16 protein-coding genes are annotated in these 18355 nt (G+C 45.8%); all 16 read left to right on the top strand.

Annotated features, from left to right (window positions below; genetic code table 11):
• The first annotated feature begins 8 nt into the window (after window positions 1-8).
• A complete protein-coding gene (locus GPK81_RS04475) occupies window positions 9-854 on the top strand; it encodes a SpoIIIAH-like family protein (RefSeq protein ID WP_021976826.1) in 846 nt (281 codons plus the stop codon).
• Window positions 855-941: 87 nt separating this feature from the next.
• A complete protein-coding gene (locus GPK81_RS04470; RefSeq protein ID WP_021976827.1) occupies window positions 942-2531 on the top strand; it encodes a peptide chain release factor 3 in 1590 nt (529 codons plus the stop codon).
• Window positions 2532-2611: 80 nt separating this feature from the next.
• A complete protein-coding gene (locus tag GPK81_RS04465) occupies window positions 2612-2998 on the top strand; it encodes an Asp23/Gls24 family envelope stress response protein (RefSeq protein ID WP_015524453.1) in 387 nt (128 codons plus the stop codon).
• 32 nt (window positions 2999-3030) lie between these two features.
• Window positions 3031-3507 (top strand): transcription antitermination factor NusB, encoded by a 477-nt coding sequence (nusB, locus tag GPK81_RS04460; RefSeq protein WP_021976828.1) that lies wholly within the window; start codon window positions 3031-3033, stop codon window positions 3505-3507.
• On the top strand, window positions 3504-4709 hold the full coding sequence (gene xseA, locus GPK81_RS04455) for an exodeoxyribonuclease VII large subunit (protein ID WP_021976829.1): 1206 nt from the start codon (window positions 3504-3506) through the stop codon (window positions 4707-4709). The genes nusB and xseA overlap by 4 nt, the downstream gene beginning before the upstream one ends.
• Entirely contained in the window at window positions 4709-4933 is a 225-nt protein-coding gene (gene xseB / locus GPK81_RS04450) for an exodeoxyribonuclease VII small subunit (protein ID WP_021976830.1), read from the top strand. Before xseA ends, xseB begins: the two co-directional genes overlap by 1 nt.
• The gene (locus GPK81_RS04445) at window positions 4923-5810 is read left to right on the top strand and encodes a polyprenyl synthetase family protein (RefSeq protein WP_118071580.1); all 888 of its coding nucleotides are present in this window, start codon (window positions 4923-4925) and stop codon (window positions 5808-5810) included. Before xseB ends, GPK81_RS04445 begins: the two co-directional genes overlap by 11 nt.
• Before the next feature lie 22 nt (window positions 5811-5832).
• Window positions 5833-7719: a 1-deoxy-D-xylulose-5-phosphate synthase gene (dxs, locus tag GPK81_RS04440; RefSeq protein ID WP_178087514.1), complete on the top strand. Its 1887-nt coding sequence runs from the start codon at window positions 5833-5835 to the stop codon at window positions 7717-7719.
• An 82-nt stretch (window positions 7720-7801) separates the two neighbouring features.
• Window positions 7802-8611 carry a TlyA family RNA methyltransferase gene (locus GPK81_RS04435; protein ID WP_118071581.1) on the top strand — a complete coding sequence of 270 codons (810 nt, stop codon included), beginning with the start codon at window positions 7802-7804 and terminating at the stop codon, window positions 8609-8611.
• Between the two features lie 23 nt (window positions 8612-8634).
• Window positions 8635-9495, top strand: a complete 861-nt coding sequence (locus GPK81_RS04430; RefSeq protein ID WP_118071582.1) for an NAD(+)/NADH kinase — start codon at window positions 8635-8637, stop codon at window positions 9493-9495.
• A 16-nt stretch (window positions 9496-9511) separates the two neighbouring features.
• Window positions 9512-9973, top strand: coding sequence for an arginine repressor (gene argR, locus GPK81_RS04425; protein WP_118071583.1), 462 nt, complete (start codon window positions 9512-9514; stop codon window positions 9971-9973).
• A 42-nt stretch (window positions 9974-10015) separates the two neighbouring features.
• Window positions 10016-11701, top strand: a complete 1686-nt coding sequence (recN, locus tag GPK81_RS04420) for a DNA repair protein RecN (protein ID WP_215706612.1) — start codon at window positions 10016-10018, stop codon at window positions 11699-11701.
• A 108-nt stretch (window positions 11702-11809) separates the two neighbouring features.
• A complete protein-coding gene (spoIVB, locus tag GPK81_RS04415) occupies window positions 11810-13018 on the top strand; it encodes a SpoIVB peptidase (protein ID WP_252196599.1) in 1209 nt (402 codons plus the stop codon).
• Between the two features lie 325 nt (window positions 13019-13343).
• Window positions 13344-14150 carry a sporulation transcription factor Spo0A gene (spo0A, locus tag GPK81_RS04410; protein ID WP_118063038.1) on the top strand — a complete coding sequence of 269 codons (807 nt, stop codon included), beginning with the start codon at window positions 13344-13346 and terminating at the stop codon, window positions 14148-14150.
• Between the two features lie 58 nt (window positions 14151-14208).
• Entirely contained in the window at window positions 14209-15654 is a 1446-nt protein-coding gene (glgA, locus tag GPK81_RS04405) for a glycogen synthase GlgA (RefSeq protein WP_118169895.1), read from the top strand.
• A 321-nt stretch (window positions 15655-15975) separates the two neighbouring features.
• Window positions 15976-18354, top strand: a complete 2379-nt coding sequence (feoB, locus tag GPK81_RS04400; RefSeq protein WP_021976841.1) for a ferrous iron transport protein B — start codon at window positions 15976-15978, stop codon at window positions 18352-18354.
• Window position 18355: the final 1 nt, after the last annotated feature.

Genomic DNA, 18355 nt, shown 5'->3' with positions numbered 1-18355 from the left:
GAGTAGAAGTGAAAAAGATCATGAAGAAAAACCAGGTAATCATCACCTCGCTGGCCATTTTGATCGCGGTGGCCGGGTATCTGAATTTCGCAGATGTGGATCTGGGATTTAAAGATAAGGAGGCAAGCACCGACAGCAGCAGTATCCTGGACGATGTGAATTATGACCTGACCGATGAAACAGCCCTTCTGGATGAGAACGGGGCAGATGGCACAACCCAGTCGGAGGTGATGGATACCGCATCTCCGGGCGAAGCCGTACTTACCGGTGCGTCGGATTTTGCGGCGCAGGCGAAAATCAGCAGAGAACAGGTGCGCTCTCAGAACAAGGCGGACCTGCAGGCGATCATCAGCAATAAGGATATCAGCGATGAAGAAAAACAGAATGCCATCAATACCATGGTTTCCATGACAGATCTTACAGAAAAAGAGTCGGCAGCAGAACTTCTTCTGGAAGCGAAGGGCTTTGAGAATGTGATCGTAAATCTGACGGGAGAAACTGCGGATGTGGTAGTGCCGGATGCGGATCTTGAAGATGTAAAACGTGCACAGATCGAGGATATTGTAAAACGGAAAACCGGTGTGGCAGCAGAGAGTATTGTGATCACGCCTCTGAGCCAGAGTAAAGAAGCGGCAGATGATAATACATCAGATGCCCCGGATACAGCAGCAGACGCAGCAGGTGCGGAAAATGCCACAGACACAAAAGATACAGCGGGGAGTGAGGGCAATGAAGCGCAGGATACCGCTGCATCAGCAGAAAGTGATCCTGCAGATTCAGGATCAGAGGACAAAGAGACAGCAGCAGGTGCTCAGAATGATCCTACCATTGATACAGAGGGAATTTACGACTGAATTGCCTTGACAGCAAAGCCTTGTCTATACTAGAATAGGTAAGGTTATAGTAAAATAGAGATATCAGAGAATATACAGGAGGCTCACGTGTCGAAGTATACGAAAGAAATAGAAAAAAGAAGAACTTTTGCCATCATCTCCCATCCGGATGCCGGTAAAACAACATTGACAGAAAAATTTCTGCTGTATGGAGGGGCCATCAATCTGGCCGGAAGCGTAAAAGGTAAGGCTACGGCCCGCCATGCAGTATCAGACTGGATGGAGATCGAGAAGGAGCGAGGTATTTCCGTCACCTCTTCCGTACTTCAGTTCCATTATGACGGATATTGTATCAACATTCTGGATACACCGGGACATCAGGATTTCTCCGAGGATACTTACCGTACACTGATGGCAGCGGATTCCGCAGTCATGGTCATCGATGGTTCCAAAGGTGTTGAGGCACAGACACGTAAACTTTTTAAAGTCTGTGTTATGAGACACATCCCGATCTTTACTTTTATCAATAAGATGGACCGAGATGCAAATGATACGTTTGATCTTCTGGATGAGATCGAAAAAGAGCTTGGTATTGCTACTTGTCCGATCAACTGGCCGATTGGTTCCGGTAAGAAATTCCGAGGAGTTTTTGACCGTAATACAAAGAAGATCCTTACCTTCTCCGATACACAAAAAGGTACCAAGGAAGGTGTGATCGAAGAGATCGATATTGATGATCCGCATGCAGATGAGATCATGGATCCGGAGCAGAAAGAGCAGCTGATGGAAGAAATTGAGCTTCTGGATGGCGCAAGTGCGGAGTTTTCCCAGGAAGAAGTCAGCAAAGGACAGCTGACACCGGTATTTTTCGGTTCCGCTCTTACTAACTTCGGTGTGGAGACATTCCTGGAGCATTTCCTGAAGATGACCACCTCTCCGCTTCCGAGAACTGCTGACTGCGGACCGATAGATCCGATGAGCGATGATTTTTCAGCCTTTGTATTTAAGATCCAGGCAAATATGAACAAGGCTCACAGAGACCGTATCGCATTTATGAGGATCTGTTCCGGCAAGTTTGACGCGACCAAGGAAGTTTATCATGTTCAGGGTGACAAGAAAATGCGCCTTCTTCAGCCGCAGCAGATGATGGCGGAATCCCGCCATGTTGTGGACGAGGCTTATGCAGGAGATATCATCGGTGTCTTTGATCCGGGTATCTTTTCCATTGGAGATACGATCTGTACGCCTGGAAAGAAATTTGCTTTTGAAGGAATCCCGACTTTCGCACCGGAGCATTTTGCACGTGTACGTCAGATCGATACCATGAAGAGAAAACAGTTTGTAAAAGGTATCAACCAGATCGCTCAGGAAGGTGCGATCCAGATATTCCAGGAGTTTAATACCGGTATGGAAGAGATCATCGTGGGCGTTGTAGGTGTCCTTCAGTTTGATGTCCTGAAATATCGTCTGGAGAATGAGTATAATGTAGATATCCGCCTTGAAACACTTCCATATGAGCATATCCGCTGGATCGCCAACAAGGAAGCTGTGAAAGTAGACAAGATCGTGGGAACTTCAGATATGAAGAAAGTCACAGATCTTAAGGGAAATCCGCTGCTTCTCTTTGTCAATGCATGGAGCGTTGGTATGGTTGAGGACAGAAACCCGGATCTGGTACTGACAGAATTCAGTAAATAAGCCCTTTTATTTCATAACATTTTTTGGTATAATAGTATAAAATTACGAACAAAAATATTATATCCGTAGGAGGGTTTCCCATGGCAGAAAAAAGAACAACATATAAGATACAGGATCTGGGCGGAATCGGTGAAGTCCACATTGCAGATGAGGTTGTTGCGATCGTTGCAGGACTTGCGGCAACAGACGTGGATGGAGTTGCTTCCATGGCAGGAAATATCACCAATGAGCTGGTAAGTAAACTTGGAAAGAAGAACCTGTCCAAGGGTGTGAGAGTAACCATTCTGGAAGGCGTCGTTACCGTGGATCTGTCACTGAATATCGAGTATGGCAGAAACATTCTTGAGACAAGCAAGAAGGTTCAGGAGAAAGTGAAATCCGCTATCGAGAATATGACAGGACTTGAGGTTGCAGATGTAAATATTCATATTGCCAGCGTGGATATGGAGAACGAAAAAGGAAAGTAAACCTTTCCTTTTTTCCGTCTTAGGAGGAAATTATGAGAAGAAGAGAACAGAGAGAACATGTATTTAAACTTATGTTTATGACAGAGTTTAATTCAGAAGAAGAGATGACAGAACAGCTCTCTCTTTATTTTGAGGGTCTTGGAGAACTTTCAGAGCAGGACCAGGAATATATGAAGAAGAAGTATGCACATGTGAAGGAGCATCTGGAAGAGATCGATGCACAGCTGAACAGTGCGAGCCGTGGCTGGAAGACCAAACGTATGAGCCGTGTGGATCTCGCGGCACTTCGTCTGGCAGTATATGAGATGGAATATGATGAGGATGTACCGACAGGAGTAGCGATCAATGAAGCGGTAGAACTTGCCAAGAGATTTGGCGGAGATGCTTCCGGTTCTTTTGTAAACGGAGTCCTTGGAAAGATCGCATCCGAAAAGGAAGAGAAGAAAAACGAGGAGGAGACTGCTGACACAGAAGAGAAAGCAGCAGAAACCCCAGAAGAGAACGCATGAGAAACGTCTATTCTGTCGGCCAGGTAAACCATTATGTCAAGAATATGTTTACTCAGGATTACTTTCTCCGCAAAGTCTATGTAAAGGGAGAAGTATCCAATTGTAAATATCATACCAGCGGGCATATCTATTTTTCCCTGAAGGATGAAACAGGTACATTAAGCTGTGTGATGTTTGCGGGGCATCGTCGTGGCCTTGCTTTTCGCATGAAGGACGGAGATAAGGTAGTTGTAGGTGGTGCTGTAGACGTATATGAGAGAGACGGGCGTTATCAGCTCTATGCGAAAGAAATCACACTGGAGGGCGCTGGTGCTCTCTATGAGCGGTATCTGGCACTGAAACAGGAGCTTGAGGATATGGGAATGTTTGCCCAGGAATATAAGCAGCCTATTCCTCATTTTATCCATACTCTTGGCGTGGTGACAGCACCTACCGGTGCGGCAGTACAGGATATCCGCAATATTGCAGGCAGAAGGAATCCGTATCTGCAGGTGATCCTCTACCCGGCACTTGTGCAGGGAGAAGGAGCGGCACAGAGTATTGTGAAGGGAATCCGGATGCTGGATGAAGCAGGGGTGGACGTGATCATCGTTGGCCGTGGAGGTGGCTCTATTGAAGATCTCTGGGCTTTTAACGAGGAGAGCGTGGCCCGTGCTATTTTTGAGTGCAGAACACCTGTGATTTCGGCAGTGGGACATGAGACGGATTTTACCATTGCGGATTTTGTGGCAGACTTACGGGCACCTACACCATCAGCTGCAGCAGAGCTGGCAGTAGATGATTTTCGCAGTGTCCTGGAGAATTTCCGTATGTACGGAGATCGTCTGCAGCGTGCCATGAACAGTAAGACAGCTCTTTTTTCTGCAAGACTTAAGTCCTATGAGACCAGATTTCAGTATCTGAGTCCGGAGTCCATGCTGCGGGAAAAACGCCAGTATGCATCAGATATGGAGGAACGTCTGCGTTCTTTCATGGAACAGAAGCTTACAGAGAAAAGACATGAACTGGCAATATGGATCCAGCGTTTTGAAGGGCTTTCCCCATTAAGAAAGTTAAATGGAGGATATGCCTTCGTGTCCGACGAAGGAGGACATGCAGTGACAGAGATCAGCCAGATAAAAAAGGGTGACAGGATTTCCATTGCAGTAACCGACGGAGTTATAGAAGCAGTTGCGGATCGCATCAGGAAGGAAGAGCGATAATGGCAGAGACAGAAGAAAAGAAAGAAGAGAGATCCATAGAAGAAACTTTTGGGGAGCTTGATCAGCTTGCCCGGAAGCTTGAGGATAAAGATACCCCTCTGGAAGAGTCTTTCCGTCTCTACAGACAGGGAATGGAGCTTCTTAAGGATCTGAACGGAAGACTGGACACTGTAGAAAAAAAGATGCTTCAGATGAATGAGGATGGGACATTTCGTGAATTTTAATGAAGAACTGAAAAAAAGAACAGAAGAAGCGGAACGCGTGATCCGGAAATATCTTCCGGAAGAATCCGGTTTTGCGAAAACCATGGCAGAGGCCATGAATTACAGTATGACGGCAGGCGGAAAGAGACTTCGTCCGATCCTGATCCGGGAAACCTATCGTCTGTTTGGAGGAGAGGGCGTGCTCTGTGAAACCTTTATGGCGGCGATGGAGATGATCCATACACATTCGCTGATCCACGATGATCTTCCGGCATTGGATAATGATGATTACCGGAGGGGAAGGCTGACTACACATAAGGTATATGGAGAGGCCATGGGCGTTTTAAGCGGCGTGGCACTTTTAAACAGAGCCTATGAGGTGATGATTTCCGCTTTCGACCTGACTGAAGATAAAGAACGTGTGATAGCTGCCATGCGGATCATGGCAGATAAGACAGGCATTAACGGTATGCTTGGAGGACAGAGTGTGGATGTGGAGAATGACGGCAAACCTCTGGAACGTGAGATGCTGGATTATATTTACAAGAACAAGACCTCCGCACTGATCGAGGCTTCTATGATGACCGGCGCCGTGCTGGCAGGGGCATCGGAGGAAGAACTTGAAGTTGTGGAGCAGGCTGCAGAGAACATCGGGCTGGCTTTTCAGATCCAGGATGATATCCTTGATGTGACCAGTACCCAGGAGGAACTGGGAAAACCGATCCACAGTGATGAGAAGAACAATAAGGTTACCTATGTAAGCCTCATGGGAGCCCCGGCAGCAGCCGGCAAGGTTAAAGAACTTTCTGAACATGCGGTAGAGCTTTTAAACAGTCTTGACAGGAAGAACGAATTTCTGGATCTTCTTGTGGAAAGTCTTATCAGCCGCAGGAAATAGAAGGAATAAAGGAAGGATACGAATGATTCTGGAAAAAATTAAAAAGCCAAATGATATTCATAAAGTTTCATTGGAGGATTTTCCGCGCCTTGCCGAGGAAATCAGGAGCTTTTTGATCCAGAGTGTAAGTGAGACAGGCGGCCATCTGGCATCCAATCTGGGTGTGGTGGAGCTGACCCTTGCTCTGCATAATGTGCTTGATTTTCCACAGGATAAACTGATCTGGGATGTGGGACATCAGGCTTATACGCATAAGATTCTTACAGGCAGGAAAGATGGCTTTAAGGATCTTCGTAAAGAGGGAGGCTTAAGTGGCTTCCCGAAGAGAAATGAAAGTGACTGTGATTCTTTTGATACCGGACACAGTTCCAATTCCATTTCCGCAGGACTTGGTTATGTCCGTGCCAGAGATCTGCGGGGAGAGAAACACCATGTGGTTTCTGTCATCGGAGATGGTGCGCTTACCGGCGGAATGGCATATGAAGCATTAAACAATGCAGCTGAGCTGAAGACGAATTTTATTATCATCATCAATGATAACAACATGTCCATTTCCAAGAATGTAGGAGGAATGTCCACCTATTTAAGTGCCCTGCGTACAGCGGAGACTTACACGGGAATGAAAATCGGCGTGACAAAAACGCTCAAAAAAATTCCACATGTTGGAACTGCCGTGGTGGATACGGTCCGCAAAACCAAGAGCAGTATTAAGCAGCTGATCATTCCCGGAATGCTTTTTGAAAATATGGGTCTGACTTATCTGGGGCCAGTAGACGGCCATAATATGCGTCAGATGATGAAGCTTTTTAATGAGGCAAAAAGAGTGGAGGGACCGGTGGTTGTCCATGTCCTTACGGAAAAGGGCAGAGGCTATGGCCCGGCATCTTCTCACCCGGAGCGTTTTCATGGAACCGGTCCTTTTGAGGTCAAAAGTGGAAGACCCCTTGCGGAAAAAACGGCGCCGACATATACGGACTGTTTTTCCAGCGCAATATGTTCTGTGGCAGAGAAGAACCGGAAAGTAGTTGCCATTACGGCTGCCATGCCCGATGGGACCGGACTGAACCGGTTCCGGAAGAAATTCCCGGAGCGTTTTTTTGACGTGGGGATTGCGGAAGAGCATGCGGTAACCTTTGCGGCAGGGCTGGCTCTTGGAGGAATGATCCCGGTTTTTGCGGTCTATTCTTCGTTTTTGCAGAGAGGAATCGATCAGATCCTCCACGATGTATGCATGCAGAACCTTCATGTGATCTTTGCTATTGACAGGGCAGGCTTTGTGGGGGCGGACGGAGAAACACATCATGGATGCTTTGACCTTTCCTATCTGTCTATGATTCCCAATATGACTGTTATGGCTCCCAAGAATGGGAAAGAACTAGAAGAGATGCTGAAATTTGCAGTAGAAGAGCTGGATGGTCCCTGTGCGATCCGTTATCCGAAGGGAACGGCATGTACAGATATGGAAGAGCATGATGAACCACTTAAGAGGGGCAGAAGCGAAGTGATCACTCCGGGCAGTGAGATCGCTGTTCTCGGTGTCGGAAGTATGGTTTCTGTCTGTCAGAAAGTCTGTAGGGAGATAAGAGATCACGGAATCGCAAGATCTACATTTGTCAATGTACGTTTTGTAAAGCCGCTGGATACCAGCCTTCTTGACCGGCTTTCACAGAACCACAGTCTTTTGGTCACTGTGGAGGAGAATGTAAAAAGCGGTGGATTCGGAGAACATGTATCTGCTTATATGGAGGCCTGTCATCCGGAAGTTAGAGTGCTTCCTCTGGCAATACCGGATCACTTTATTGAACACGGAACTGTGGACAGTCAGCGGATGAAAACTGGTTTGAATGTACAGGCAGTCCTGGATGCTGTAGAACAGAGCTGGGAAGATATTGGGAATAACAGAAAATAAAAGAGACAGCCTTTGCAGGGAAAAGGACTTGCAGGGCATTTTACAGCCCGGCACATAAAGAGCCGGGCTGTTGGAGGATAACATGAAAAAAAGACTGGATATCATGATGGTGGAACAGGGACTTGCACCGTCAAGGGAAAAAGCAAAAGCTTATATCATGGCCGGGGAAGTATATGTCAATGGTCAGAAAGAGGACAAGGCAGGTTCTATGTTTGCGGAAACTGCCAAGCTGGAGGTAAGAGGAAAAACCCTTCCCTATGTCAGCAGAGGCGGACTGAAACTGGAGAAAGCCATGAAAAATTTTGGCGTAACGCTGAATGATAAAGTATGTATGGATGTAGGCGCATCCACCGGCGGTTTCACAGATTGTATGCTTCAGAACGGAGCGGTCAAAGTCTATTCCATTGATGTGGGATACGGACAGCTGGACTGGAAACTTCGGAATGATCCGAGAGTTGTATGCATGGAAAAGACAAACATCCGTTATGTGGTACCGGAAGATCTGGAAGGGCCGGCAGCATTTTCTTCCATCGATGTTTCTTTCATCTCCCTGACAAAAGTTCTTCTTCCTGTAAGAAATCTTCTCACAGAAGACGGAGAGATCGTATGTCTCATCAAACCGCAGTTTGAGGCAGGCAGAGAAAAAGTCGGAAAAAAAGGCGTTGTCCGTGATCCGAAAGTCCATGAGGAAGTCATTGAGAAGGTACGGGATTATGCCATGAGCATTTCCATGGAGCCCTGTCATCTTTCCTTTTCCCCGATCAAAGGACCGGAGGGAAATATTGAATATCTTCTTCACCTCAAAAAACATCCGGAAGGAACCGAAGTGCCTATGAGTCTTGAGGTATCCGTAGAGGATGTGGTAAAGGAAGCCCACGGTCAGCTGGACTGATGTTTGGAAAGGACTGAAGCAATATGGACAGATTTTATATAATTCCAAACAGTGCCAAGGATCCGGAACTGACATTTTCCAATATGATCATCGACTATCTGGAAGAACATGGTGCCAGGTGCCACGTGCAGAAGATCACCGAAAAAATGGAAGGACCGTATCATTATACAGATCCGGACGGAATCCCCGGGGATACACAGTGTATTATCGTACTGGGCGGAGACGGAACACTTCTGCAGGCTGCAAGGGACGTGGTACATCTGGATATCCCTCTTCTCGGAATCAATCTGGGAACTCTGGGATTTCTTGCAGAGGTGGACAAAAATTCCGTATATCCGGCGTTGGACAGACTTCTGACTGACGATTATGAGCTGGAAGAGCGGATGATGCTGGAGGGAAAGATCTATCGGGGAGAAGAACTGATCGGAAAAGATATCGCGTTAAACGATATTGTGATCGGAAGAGAGGGACATCTCCGTGTGATCCGTTTCAAGAATTATGTCAATGATTCATATATGAATTCCTACAATGCGGATGGAATCATCATCTCCACGCCAACCGGTTCTACCGGATACAGCCTGTCAGCAGGAGGCCCGGTAGTTTCTCCAAGTGCCAGTATGATGATCATGACACCCATTGCACCCCACACTATGAATACCCGAAGTATCATTCTTTCCGGGGAAGAGGCGGTTACAGTGGAGATCGGCGAGGGAAGACATAATACCATTGAGAAAGCGGTGGCATCTTTTGACGGGGATACCCAGATATCCATGGTCACCGGTGACCGGATCGTCATCCGGAAAGCCACAGTCAGGACAAAGATCCTCAAGCTGAATCATCTGAGCTTTGTGGAGGTTCTGAGACAGAAAATGAGTAACAGCTGATGCAGGAGGTTCAATTTTGAAAGTAGCAAGACATGAAAAAATTATCGAACTGATCCGTCAGTACGAGATCGATACACAGGAAGAACTTGCGGCAAGACTGAATGAGGCCGGTTTCAAGGTTACACAGGCTACCGTATCCAGAGATATCCGGGCTCTGAAGATGACAAAAGTTGCAGGCAGCAACGGAAAATCCAGATATGCGATCCTGGAAGAACATACACCGGATATGTTAAGTGATAAATATTCCAGAGTCCTGAAAGATGCAGTGATCTCCATGAATATCGGACAGAATATCGTAGTGGTAAAAACGATTCCCGGAATGGCCATGGCTGCAGCAGCAGCTCTTGATGCCATGAAATGGCCGGAGATTCTGGGGTGCATTGCCGGAGATGATGCCATCATGTGTGTGGTAAAAACTTCCGAGCAGGCGCCTGGAGTAGTACAGAAGCTTGGCGGGATCTTATCCCGTGGAAAATAAAATGACAGAATATGTAGACACTTTATACCAGAAAGGAAACCAATGTTAGTACATCTGCATGTAAAAAATCTTGCACTGATAGAGGAAACAGAGGTGGAATTCGGACCGGGATTAAACATTTTAACCGGTGAAACCGGAGCCGGAAAATCCATCCTGTTAGGATCTATACAGCTCATCCTGGGCGGAAAAACTTCCAGAAGCATGATCCGCGAAAATGCTTCCCATGCCCTGGTAGAGCTGTTATTTCAGGTTGAAAACACGAAAGCCAGAGAGTCCCTTGCGGCGCTTGATATCTATCCGGAGGACGGACAGGTGCTGATGTCCCGTAAGATCATGGATGGCAGAAGTATCAACAAAATCAACGGAGAGACAAGCACAGTCAGCCAGATGAAAGCAGCAGCAGCCTGCCTTCTGGACATTCACGGGCAGCATGAACATCAGTCCCTTCTTTACGGGGATCGCCAGCTGTCGATTCTGGACGTATACGGAAAAGAACGGATCCTTCCAGCCAGGGAGAAAGTCCGGGAAGCTTACCGGGAGTATCGGGCCTGCATGGATCAGCTGAAAGCGCTGGATATGGATGAGGAACAGCGTAACAGGGAAAAGGCCTTTCTGGAATTTGAGATCAATGAGATTGAAGAAGCAGCTCTTATTCCGGGCGAGGACGAAACGCTGGAAGACCGATACCGGAAATTGAGCAATGCCAGAAGGATCATGGAAACCGCACAGATGGTCCATGGGATGACCGGATATGAACAGGGCGCTGCGGACATGACCGGAAACGCTCTGAAAGAGTTTTCAAGAATTGTGGATTACGATAAGGAACTTGCGCCTTTGCAGGAAGCTCTCGGAGAAATCGATTCTCTTCTCAGCGACTTCTGCCGGGATCTGTCCTCTTATATGGACAGTCTTACTTTTGACGAAGAAACTTTTTTTGAAACAGAAAAACGTCTGGATCTGATCAACAGCCTGAAGGCAAAATACGGACAGACGATCCCGGAAATTTTGTCTTATCAGAAAGAACAGCAGGAAAAACTGGAAAAACTTCAAAAATTTGAAGAAAATTTCCAGTTTCTGAAAGAAAAACTTGTACAGTCAGAAAAAATTCTTGAAGAAGCTTCGCATGAACTTTCAGAAATCCGGAAAGAATACAGTAAACAGCTGGATGAAAAAATCATCGATGGATTGAAGGAGCTGAATTTTGCGGATGTGGATTTTTCTATCCGTTTTGACCGCAGGAAAAATTATACAGATAATGGTTATGATGCGGTAGAATATGAGATTTCCACAAACCCAGGTGAAAGCAGAAAACCGCTGGGGCAGATCGTATCCGGTGGTGAGCTTTCCAGGATCATGCTTGCCATCAAAGCGATCCTTGCAGATAAGGACCAGATCGATACGCTGATCTTCGATGAGATCGATACAGGAATCAGCGGCCGTACCGCGCAGAAAGTATCCGAAAAAATGGCAGTGATCGGACAGCACAGACAGGTGCTTTGTATCACCCATCTTCCGCAGATCGCGGCAATGGCAGATACCCATTTTGAGATTGAGAAACATGTGGAGGGAACAGAGACCATCACTCAGATCCATCCTCTTGAAGGAGAGGAATCCGTCCGAGAGCTTGCAAGACTCCTGGGCGGCGCAGAGATCACGCCGGCTGTTCTTGGAAATGCGAGAGAAATGAAGGAATTGGCACAGCAACAAAAAAATACAAGACTGAAATAAATCATACGTTACATACTAAGAGAGGACGGCCGAAAGGTCAGTCCTCTTTTTTAACCGAATGTGGATTGCGAATAGCCCCTTGTTAAAAAAATACAAAGGATGTGACGTATGATGAACAGAAAAAGGAAGTACCGCTATCTGATCCTGGCATTTCTTGCTCTGGATCTGATGCTGATGGGATGGCTGGGCTATCGGCTTCTGGATCGGAAGATTCCGGATCAGATCCTGGTAGATCATGAGAACAGCCGGGAGGTGGCAGGCCTTCTTGAGCGCCCTTTTGTCAGTTTTGATGATGCCATTACAGTCTCGGGGAAAGACAGCTATACTTTGCACTGCAGAGTTTTTGGAGTGATTCCTTTTAAGGATGTGAAAGTAAAACATACAACTGCAAAAGGAGTATACGTAAGCGGAGACGCAGTGGGCATCTATATGCAGACCAAAGGTGTCCTGATCATTGACACAGGTGAGATCCTCTCAGAAAGTGGTGAGACGGAAGAACCTGCCCGGGACATTGTAAAGCCGGGAGATTATATTGTGGCTTTTGATCAGAACAGGATCCAGTGCAAGCAGGATCTTATGGAGGATCTGGCTGCTCTTGACGGAGATTCTGTGATGTTGAAAGTCCGCAGGGGAAAAGAGACGATTCCTCTGTCTCTGACTCCGGTAAAAGATAAAGAAGGCAAATACAAACTGGGAATCTGGGTGCGGGATGATACACAGGGAATCGGAACGTTAACCTATGTGGATGAAGATGGAAGATTCGGCGCACTTGGTCATGGGATCAGCGATGTGGACACAGGTGAACTTTTAAGTATTGCAGACGGAAATCTTTATGATGCCCAGATTCTGGGAATCCGGAAAGGAGAAAAAGGAAATCCGGGAGAACTTTCCGGGCTGATCCGATACGACGCCGATAATATCCTGGGAGAAATTTCGGAAAACAGTAAAAATGGCATTTTTGGGATCATGGATGCCTGGCGGATGAAAAATCTGGATCTGAAAAAAATCCCCATAGGCTACAAACAGGATCTGAAAACCGGACCTGCGTCCATTCTCTGCTGTACAGATGGCGAAGTAAAAGAATATGCCGCAGAGATCACCAGGATCGATATGAACCATGAGGACTCCAACAAAAGCTTCGTGATCCGGATCACAGACAAAGAACTCCTGGAAAAAACCGGCGGGATCGTTCAGGGAATGTCCGGAAGCCCGGTGCTCCAGAATGGAAAACTCTTTGGTGCCGTGACTCATGTATTTGTGCAGGATTCTACCGGAGGGTATGGGATTTTTATAGAAAATATGACAGGTAATGCATAATCGGAAACTTTGGAAAGAGGCACAGAAAAACACGGAAAAATCCAGGAAAAGTGCCTCTTTTTTATATGGAAAAAAATGCCGGATACAGAAGGAAACGTCAGTATTTTAGTGAATTTTGTGATATAAAAGAGAAAAAATGTCGAAAAATATCGTACGAAAGTGAGGTAAAATAACTACTTTTATCTTGATTTTACCATAGGATTTCCACTATAATAATTTTGTCGCCAGCAAGGGGAAAGCGCAGGCAGCTAACAGTGTCGGTTACTGCCGTGGTGACAGGGGGTATGTCTGGAAACCCAAGGAGAGAGAAGTTAGGAGGGTCCTCATGGACAAATTAAATGTTGCAATTGCTGATGATAACGCGAAAATGACAGACATGCTCGGTCAGATGATCGAAGAAGATAAAGACCTTGAACTGGTCGGAAAAGCACACAACGGAGAAGAAATCTGTAACATAATCAAAGATAAGGAGCCGGATGTTGTGATTCTCGACATCATTATGCCGAAGATGGACGGCCTTTCCGTTATGGAGAAATTTTCCCATGACGCAAATGTCAAAAAAGTTCCAGTGTTTATCGTATTATCCGCAGTTGGACAGGAAAGGATTACAGAGGATGCATTCAGTCTTGGAGCAGACTACTATGTGTTGAAGCCTTTTGACAACACCACACTTTTAAACCGGATCAAACATATCCGGAAAATCGGGGAAAGAAGAGTGCGGGAGATTCCAAGGCCAGGTATCACAGAAACCAAAAAACCTCAGCCGGAGAGGAATCTGGAAACCGATGTGACGAATATCATTCATGAGATCGGAGTTCCGGCACATATCAAGGGATATCAATATTTAAGGGATGCGATCATCCTGTCTGTCAATGACATGGAAATGCTCAATTCCATCACCAAAGTTTTATATCCAACCATTGCGAAACGCCATCAGACAACGCCAAGCAGGGTGGAGCGGGCGATACGCCATGCGATCGAGGTGGCATGGAGCCGCGGAAAGATGGATACCATCGATGAATTGTTTGGATATACCGTAAGCACCGGAAAAGGGAAACCCACGAATTCAGAATTCATAGCACTGATTGCCGATAAAATCAGACTGGAATATAAAAATCGGTCTTTAAATTAGAGGAATTTTGGAGTATAATCATAAATAAAAACGGGTGTACCCAGGGAGGGGAATACAGATGAAAAAAATTCTGTTTGCTACATCAGAAGCAGTACCTTTTATCAAAACAGGAGGACTTGCTGATGTTGCCGGCTCACTGCCTAAGTGCTTTGACAAAAAATATTTTGATATCCGCGTGATCTTACCGAAATATGCCTGCATGAAACAGGAATGGAAAGATAAAATGGAGTATGTGACCCATTTTTATATGGATCTTGGATTCAAGAACTGCTATGTGGGAATCATGCAGATGCAGTATGATGGGATCCAGTTCTACTTCATTGACAATGAATATTATTTCAGCGGTCCGAAACCATATGACAGCGCACCGTGGGATCTTGAGAAATTTGCTTTCTTTTCCAAAGCTGTGTTATCAGTTCTTCCGGTGATCGGATTCAGACCGGATATCATTCACTGTCATGACTGGCAGACAGGACTTGTTCCGGTTTACCTTCATGATTCTTTCCAGCAGAATGAATTCTTCCGTGGAATCAAGACTGTTATGACAATACATAACCTGAAATTCCAGGGTGTATGGGATGTTAAGACTGTTAAGGATATTACAGGGCTTTCTGATTACTATTTTGCACCGGATAAACTGGAGGCGTATAAGGATGCCAACTTCCTGAAGGGCGGTATAGTATTTGCAGATGCGATCACCACAGTAAGTAATACTTACGCAGAGGAGATCAAAACACCATTCTACGGTGAAAAGCTGGATGGTCTTCTCAATGCAAGGGCCAACAGCCTGCGAGGTATTGTAAATGGTATTGATTACAATGAATTCAATCCGGAGACAGATCCAAACATCACCAGAAACTACAATGCGAAGAATTTCCGCAAGGAAAAGATCAAGAATAAGATCCAGCTTCAGAAAGATCTCGGACTTGAGCAGGATCCAAAGGCCATGATGATCGGTATCGTATCCCGCCTGACAGATCAGAAAGGATTCGATCTGATCGCTTACATCATGGATGAGCTTTGCCAGGATGCGGTTCAGATCGTTGCCCTCGGTACCGGTGAAGAACGCTATGAGAATATGTTCCGTCACTTTGACTGGAAATATCACGGCAAGGTATCTGCACAGATTTACTATGATGAGGCAATGTCTCACAGAATTTATGCAGCATCTGACGCATTCCTGATGCCGTCACTGTTTGAGCCATGTGGCTTAAGTCAGCTGATGAGCCTTCGTTATGGAACTCTTCCGATCGTCAGAGAAACCGGCGGTCTGAAGGATACGGTTATTCCATACAATGAATTCGAGGGAACAGGAACAGGATTTTCCTTCGTGAATTACAATGCACATGAAATGCTTGCTACGATCCGTTATGCAGAGAGTGTATATTATGATAAGAAGCGTGAATGGAATAAACTGGTAGATCGTGCAATGGCAGCAGATTTCTCCTGGAATAATTCCGCACGTCAGTATGAAGAGATGTATAACTGGCTGATTGGTGAGTAAGAATTTTTTGAAACAAATTCAAAGTAATAAGAGAGCACAGACGACAGGTAATATGTCGTTTGTGCTTTTTTAGTGAGGAGAATATGTTAGAAGATGTTTGCTGAAAAGATACAGTTTCTTGTCTGTTAAATTTAAATTAAATTAAAATGAGAAAAAATAAAAATGTTAATGATAAATAACTCATAAATTAATGTTATTTATATAAAACTTATCAGATTAATCAGTTATTGTCAAACAACTTGAAGTGTGTTACATTTATACCAGTGGATAATACAGACAGCTGTATTACCATATAAATTGTACTTATGATGAGGTGACGATATGACACTGGACAAATTAAAGACTGGAGAATGTGGCAGAATTATCAGTGTTCGTGGCGAGGGGGAGCTGAGACATCATCTTCTGGACATGGGGCTTACACCAGGGACAGAGGTGTCCCTTCGTAAAACCGCTCCTATGGGAGATCCGGTACAGCTTGTGCTGCGTGGATATGAGCTGACATTGCGGCTGGCAGAAGCTGCAAAGATTGAGATCGTTGGGATCGAATCGATGACAGAAACGAAGAAAGAGAGCGAACGGCATCAGCCAATTGCCCATCCTGGCGTTGGAGAGCTTGGAAAGGCCCGTGATTACCGTAAGAACCGGATTGGGGACACGATCCCCAAGGGAGAACCGATCACGTTTGCCCTGGCAGGTAATCAGAACTGTGGAAAGACAACACTTTTTAATCAGCTGACTGGTTCCAATCAGCATGTTGGAAACTTTCCAGGTGTAACTGTTGACAAGAAAGAAGGCAGTATCCGGAGACATCCGGAGGCGACAGTGACGGATCTTCCCGGAATTTATTCACTTTCTCCGTATTCCAGCGAGGAGATCGTAACAAGGGATTTTCTGCTGAATGAGAAACCTACAGGAATCATTAATATAGTAGATGCTTCCAATATTGAAAGAAATCTTTATCTTACCATGCAGCTGATGGAACTCGGAATTCCAATGGTGCTGGCGTTAAATATGATGGATGAGGTAAGGGCAAATGGAGGCTCTGTCCGGATCAATGAGTTGGAGGAGATCCTGGGTATACCGGTTGTTCCAATCTCAGCAGTAAAGAATGAGGGAATCGATGAGCTGATCGATCATGCGATTCATGTTGCAAGATATAGAGAAGCACCGGGAAGAATTGATTTCTGTACGGACAATCAGTCACCGAAGGATCCGGTAGGTGCGCTTCACAGATGTATCCATGCAACCGTTCATCTGATCGAACCCTATGCAAAAAAAGCAGGACTCCCTGTGCGTTTTGCAGCTACAAAGATCGTGGAGAAAGATCCGCTCATCGAAGAACGTCTGGCTTTGCCTGAAGGGGAAAAAAAGGTCCTTGGTGAGCTGGTACATGTCATGGAAAAAGATGGGGGCCTGGACCGTGAGGCAGCGCTTGCGAACATGCGCTTTGATTTTATTGAAAAGCTCTGTGAAAAAACTGTGGTAAAACCGGCAGAAAGCCGGGAACATAAACGAAGTGTAGCCATAGATCGTATCCTCACCGGAAAATATACAGCGATTCCCTGTTTCGTGGGAATTATGGCTTTTGTATTTGTGATGACGTTTAATTATCTGGGAGCCTGGCTTTCGGATGGAATGACCATGGCTGTGGACTGGGTAATTGCTCTTATCGGCAAGGGACTGGCAGCAGCAGGTGTCAGCTCAGTACTGCAGTCCCTGGTTGTAGATGGAATTTTAAGTGGTATCGGAAGTGTAATTGGATTTCTTCCCACCATTGTTACTTTGTTTTTCTTCCTGTCAATTCTGGAAGATACCGGATATATGGCCAGGGTGGCTTTTGTTATGGACAAACTTCTTCGAAAGATCGGACTTTCCGGAAGAAGTTTTGTGCCGATGCTGATCGGATTTGGATGTTCCGTACCTGCTATTATGGCAACAAGAACACTGTCCAGTGAACGTGACCGGAAGATGACGATTTTGCTGACTCCTTTTATGAGCTGCAGTGCCAAGCTTCCAATTTACGGACTTCTTACCAGTGCTTTTTTCCCGAAACAGTGGAGAGGCGTTGTGATGATCAGTCTTTATTTTGCAGGTATCCTTTGTGGTATTCTGTATGCGCTGATCCTGAAGAAAACCAAATATAAAGGTGAGCCGGTACCATTTGTCATGGAGCTCCCAAACTATCGTCTTCCCTCTGCAAAAAGCGTGGGACAGCTGATCTGGGAGAAAGCAAAGGGTTTCATTCAGAAAGCATTTACCATTATTTTTGCGGCAACGCTGATCGTATGGTTCCTGCAGAACTTTGATGCAGGCCTGCATCTGGTTTCCAGTGCAGATCAGAGCCTTCTGGCAAAGATCGGAAGTATTGTGGCACCACTTTTTGCCCCACTGGGCTTTGGTGACTGGAGAGTATCCACAGCATTGATTACCGGCTTTATGGCAAAAGAGAGTGTTGTGTCAACGCTGACAGTTCTTCTGGGCGGAAAGACGGCATTGCTTCAGACTTTGTTTACTCCGTTTACTGCTTATGTATTTTTGATCTTTACTTTGCTCTATACACCTTGTGTTGCAGCTATTGCAACTGTGCGGAGAGAGATGGGAACCGTAAGGGCCGCAGCAGGTATTGCACTGATGCAGTGTGCCACTGCATGGATCGTTGCATTTGTTGTACATGGTGTGGGAATGATGCTTGGATTATAGA

Source organism: Blautia sp. MCC283 (assembly GCF_018785565.1).
In the GTDB taxonomy this organism is placed as follows: domain Bacteria; phylum Bacillota; class Clostridia; order Lachnospirales; family Lachnospiraceae; genus Blautia_A.
This window is presented reverse-complemented; position numbering and strand designations above follow the sequence as displayed.

Excerpts from the sequence above, each read along its gene's own strand:
- recN (WP_215706612.1), top strand. The coding sequence starts at position 10,016 with ATGTTAGTACATCTGCATGTAAAAAATCTTGCACTGATAGAGGAAACA.
- spo0A (WP_118063038.1), top strand. The coding sequence starts at position 13,344 with ATGGACAAATTAAATGTTGCAATTGCTGATGATAACGCGAAAATGACA.
- spoIVB (WP_252196599.1), top strand. The coding sequence starts at position 11,810 with ATGATGAACAGAAAAAGGAAGTACCGCTATCTGATCCTGGCATTTCTT.
- GPK81_RS04435 (WP_118071581.1), top strand. The coding sequence starts at position 7,802 with ATGAAAAAAAGACTGGATATCATGATGGTGGAACAGGGACTTGCACCG.
- GPK81_RS04465 (WP_015524453.1), top strand. The coding sequence starts at position 2,612 with ATGGCAGAAAAAAGAACAACATATAAGATACAGGATCTGGGCGGAATC.
- xseA (WP_021976829.1), top strand. The coding sequence starts at position 3,504 with ATGAGAAACGTCTATTCTGTCGGCCAGGTAAACCATTATGTCAAGAAT.
- dxs (WP_178087514.1), top strand. The coding sequence starts at position 5,833 with ATGATTCTGGAAAAAATTAAAAAGCCAAATGATATTCATAAAGTTTCA.
- glgA (WP_118169895.1), top strand. The coding sequence starts at position 14,209 with ATGAAAAAAATTCTGTTTGCTACATCAGAAGCAGTACCTTTTATCAAA.
- nusB (WP_021976828.1), top strand. The coding sequence starts at position 3,031 with ATGAGAAGAAGAGAACAGAGAGAACATGTATTTAAACTTATGTTTATG.
- GPK81_RS04430 (WP_118071582.1), top strand. The coding sequence starts at position 8,635 with ATGGACAGATTTTATATAATTCCAAACAGTGCCAAGGATCCGGAACTG.
- xseB (WP_021976830.1), top strand. The coding sequence starts at position 4,709 with ATGGCAGAGACAGAAGAAAAGAAAGAAGAGAGATCCATAGAAGAAACT.
- feoB (WP_021976841.1), top strand. The coding sequence starts at position 15,976 with ATGACACTGGACAAATTAAAGACTGGAGAATGTGGCAGAATTATCAGT.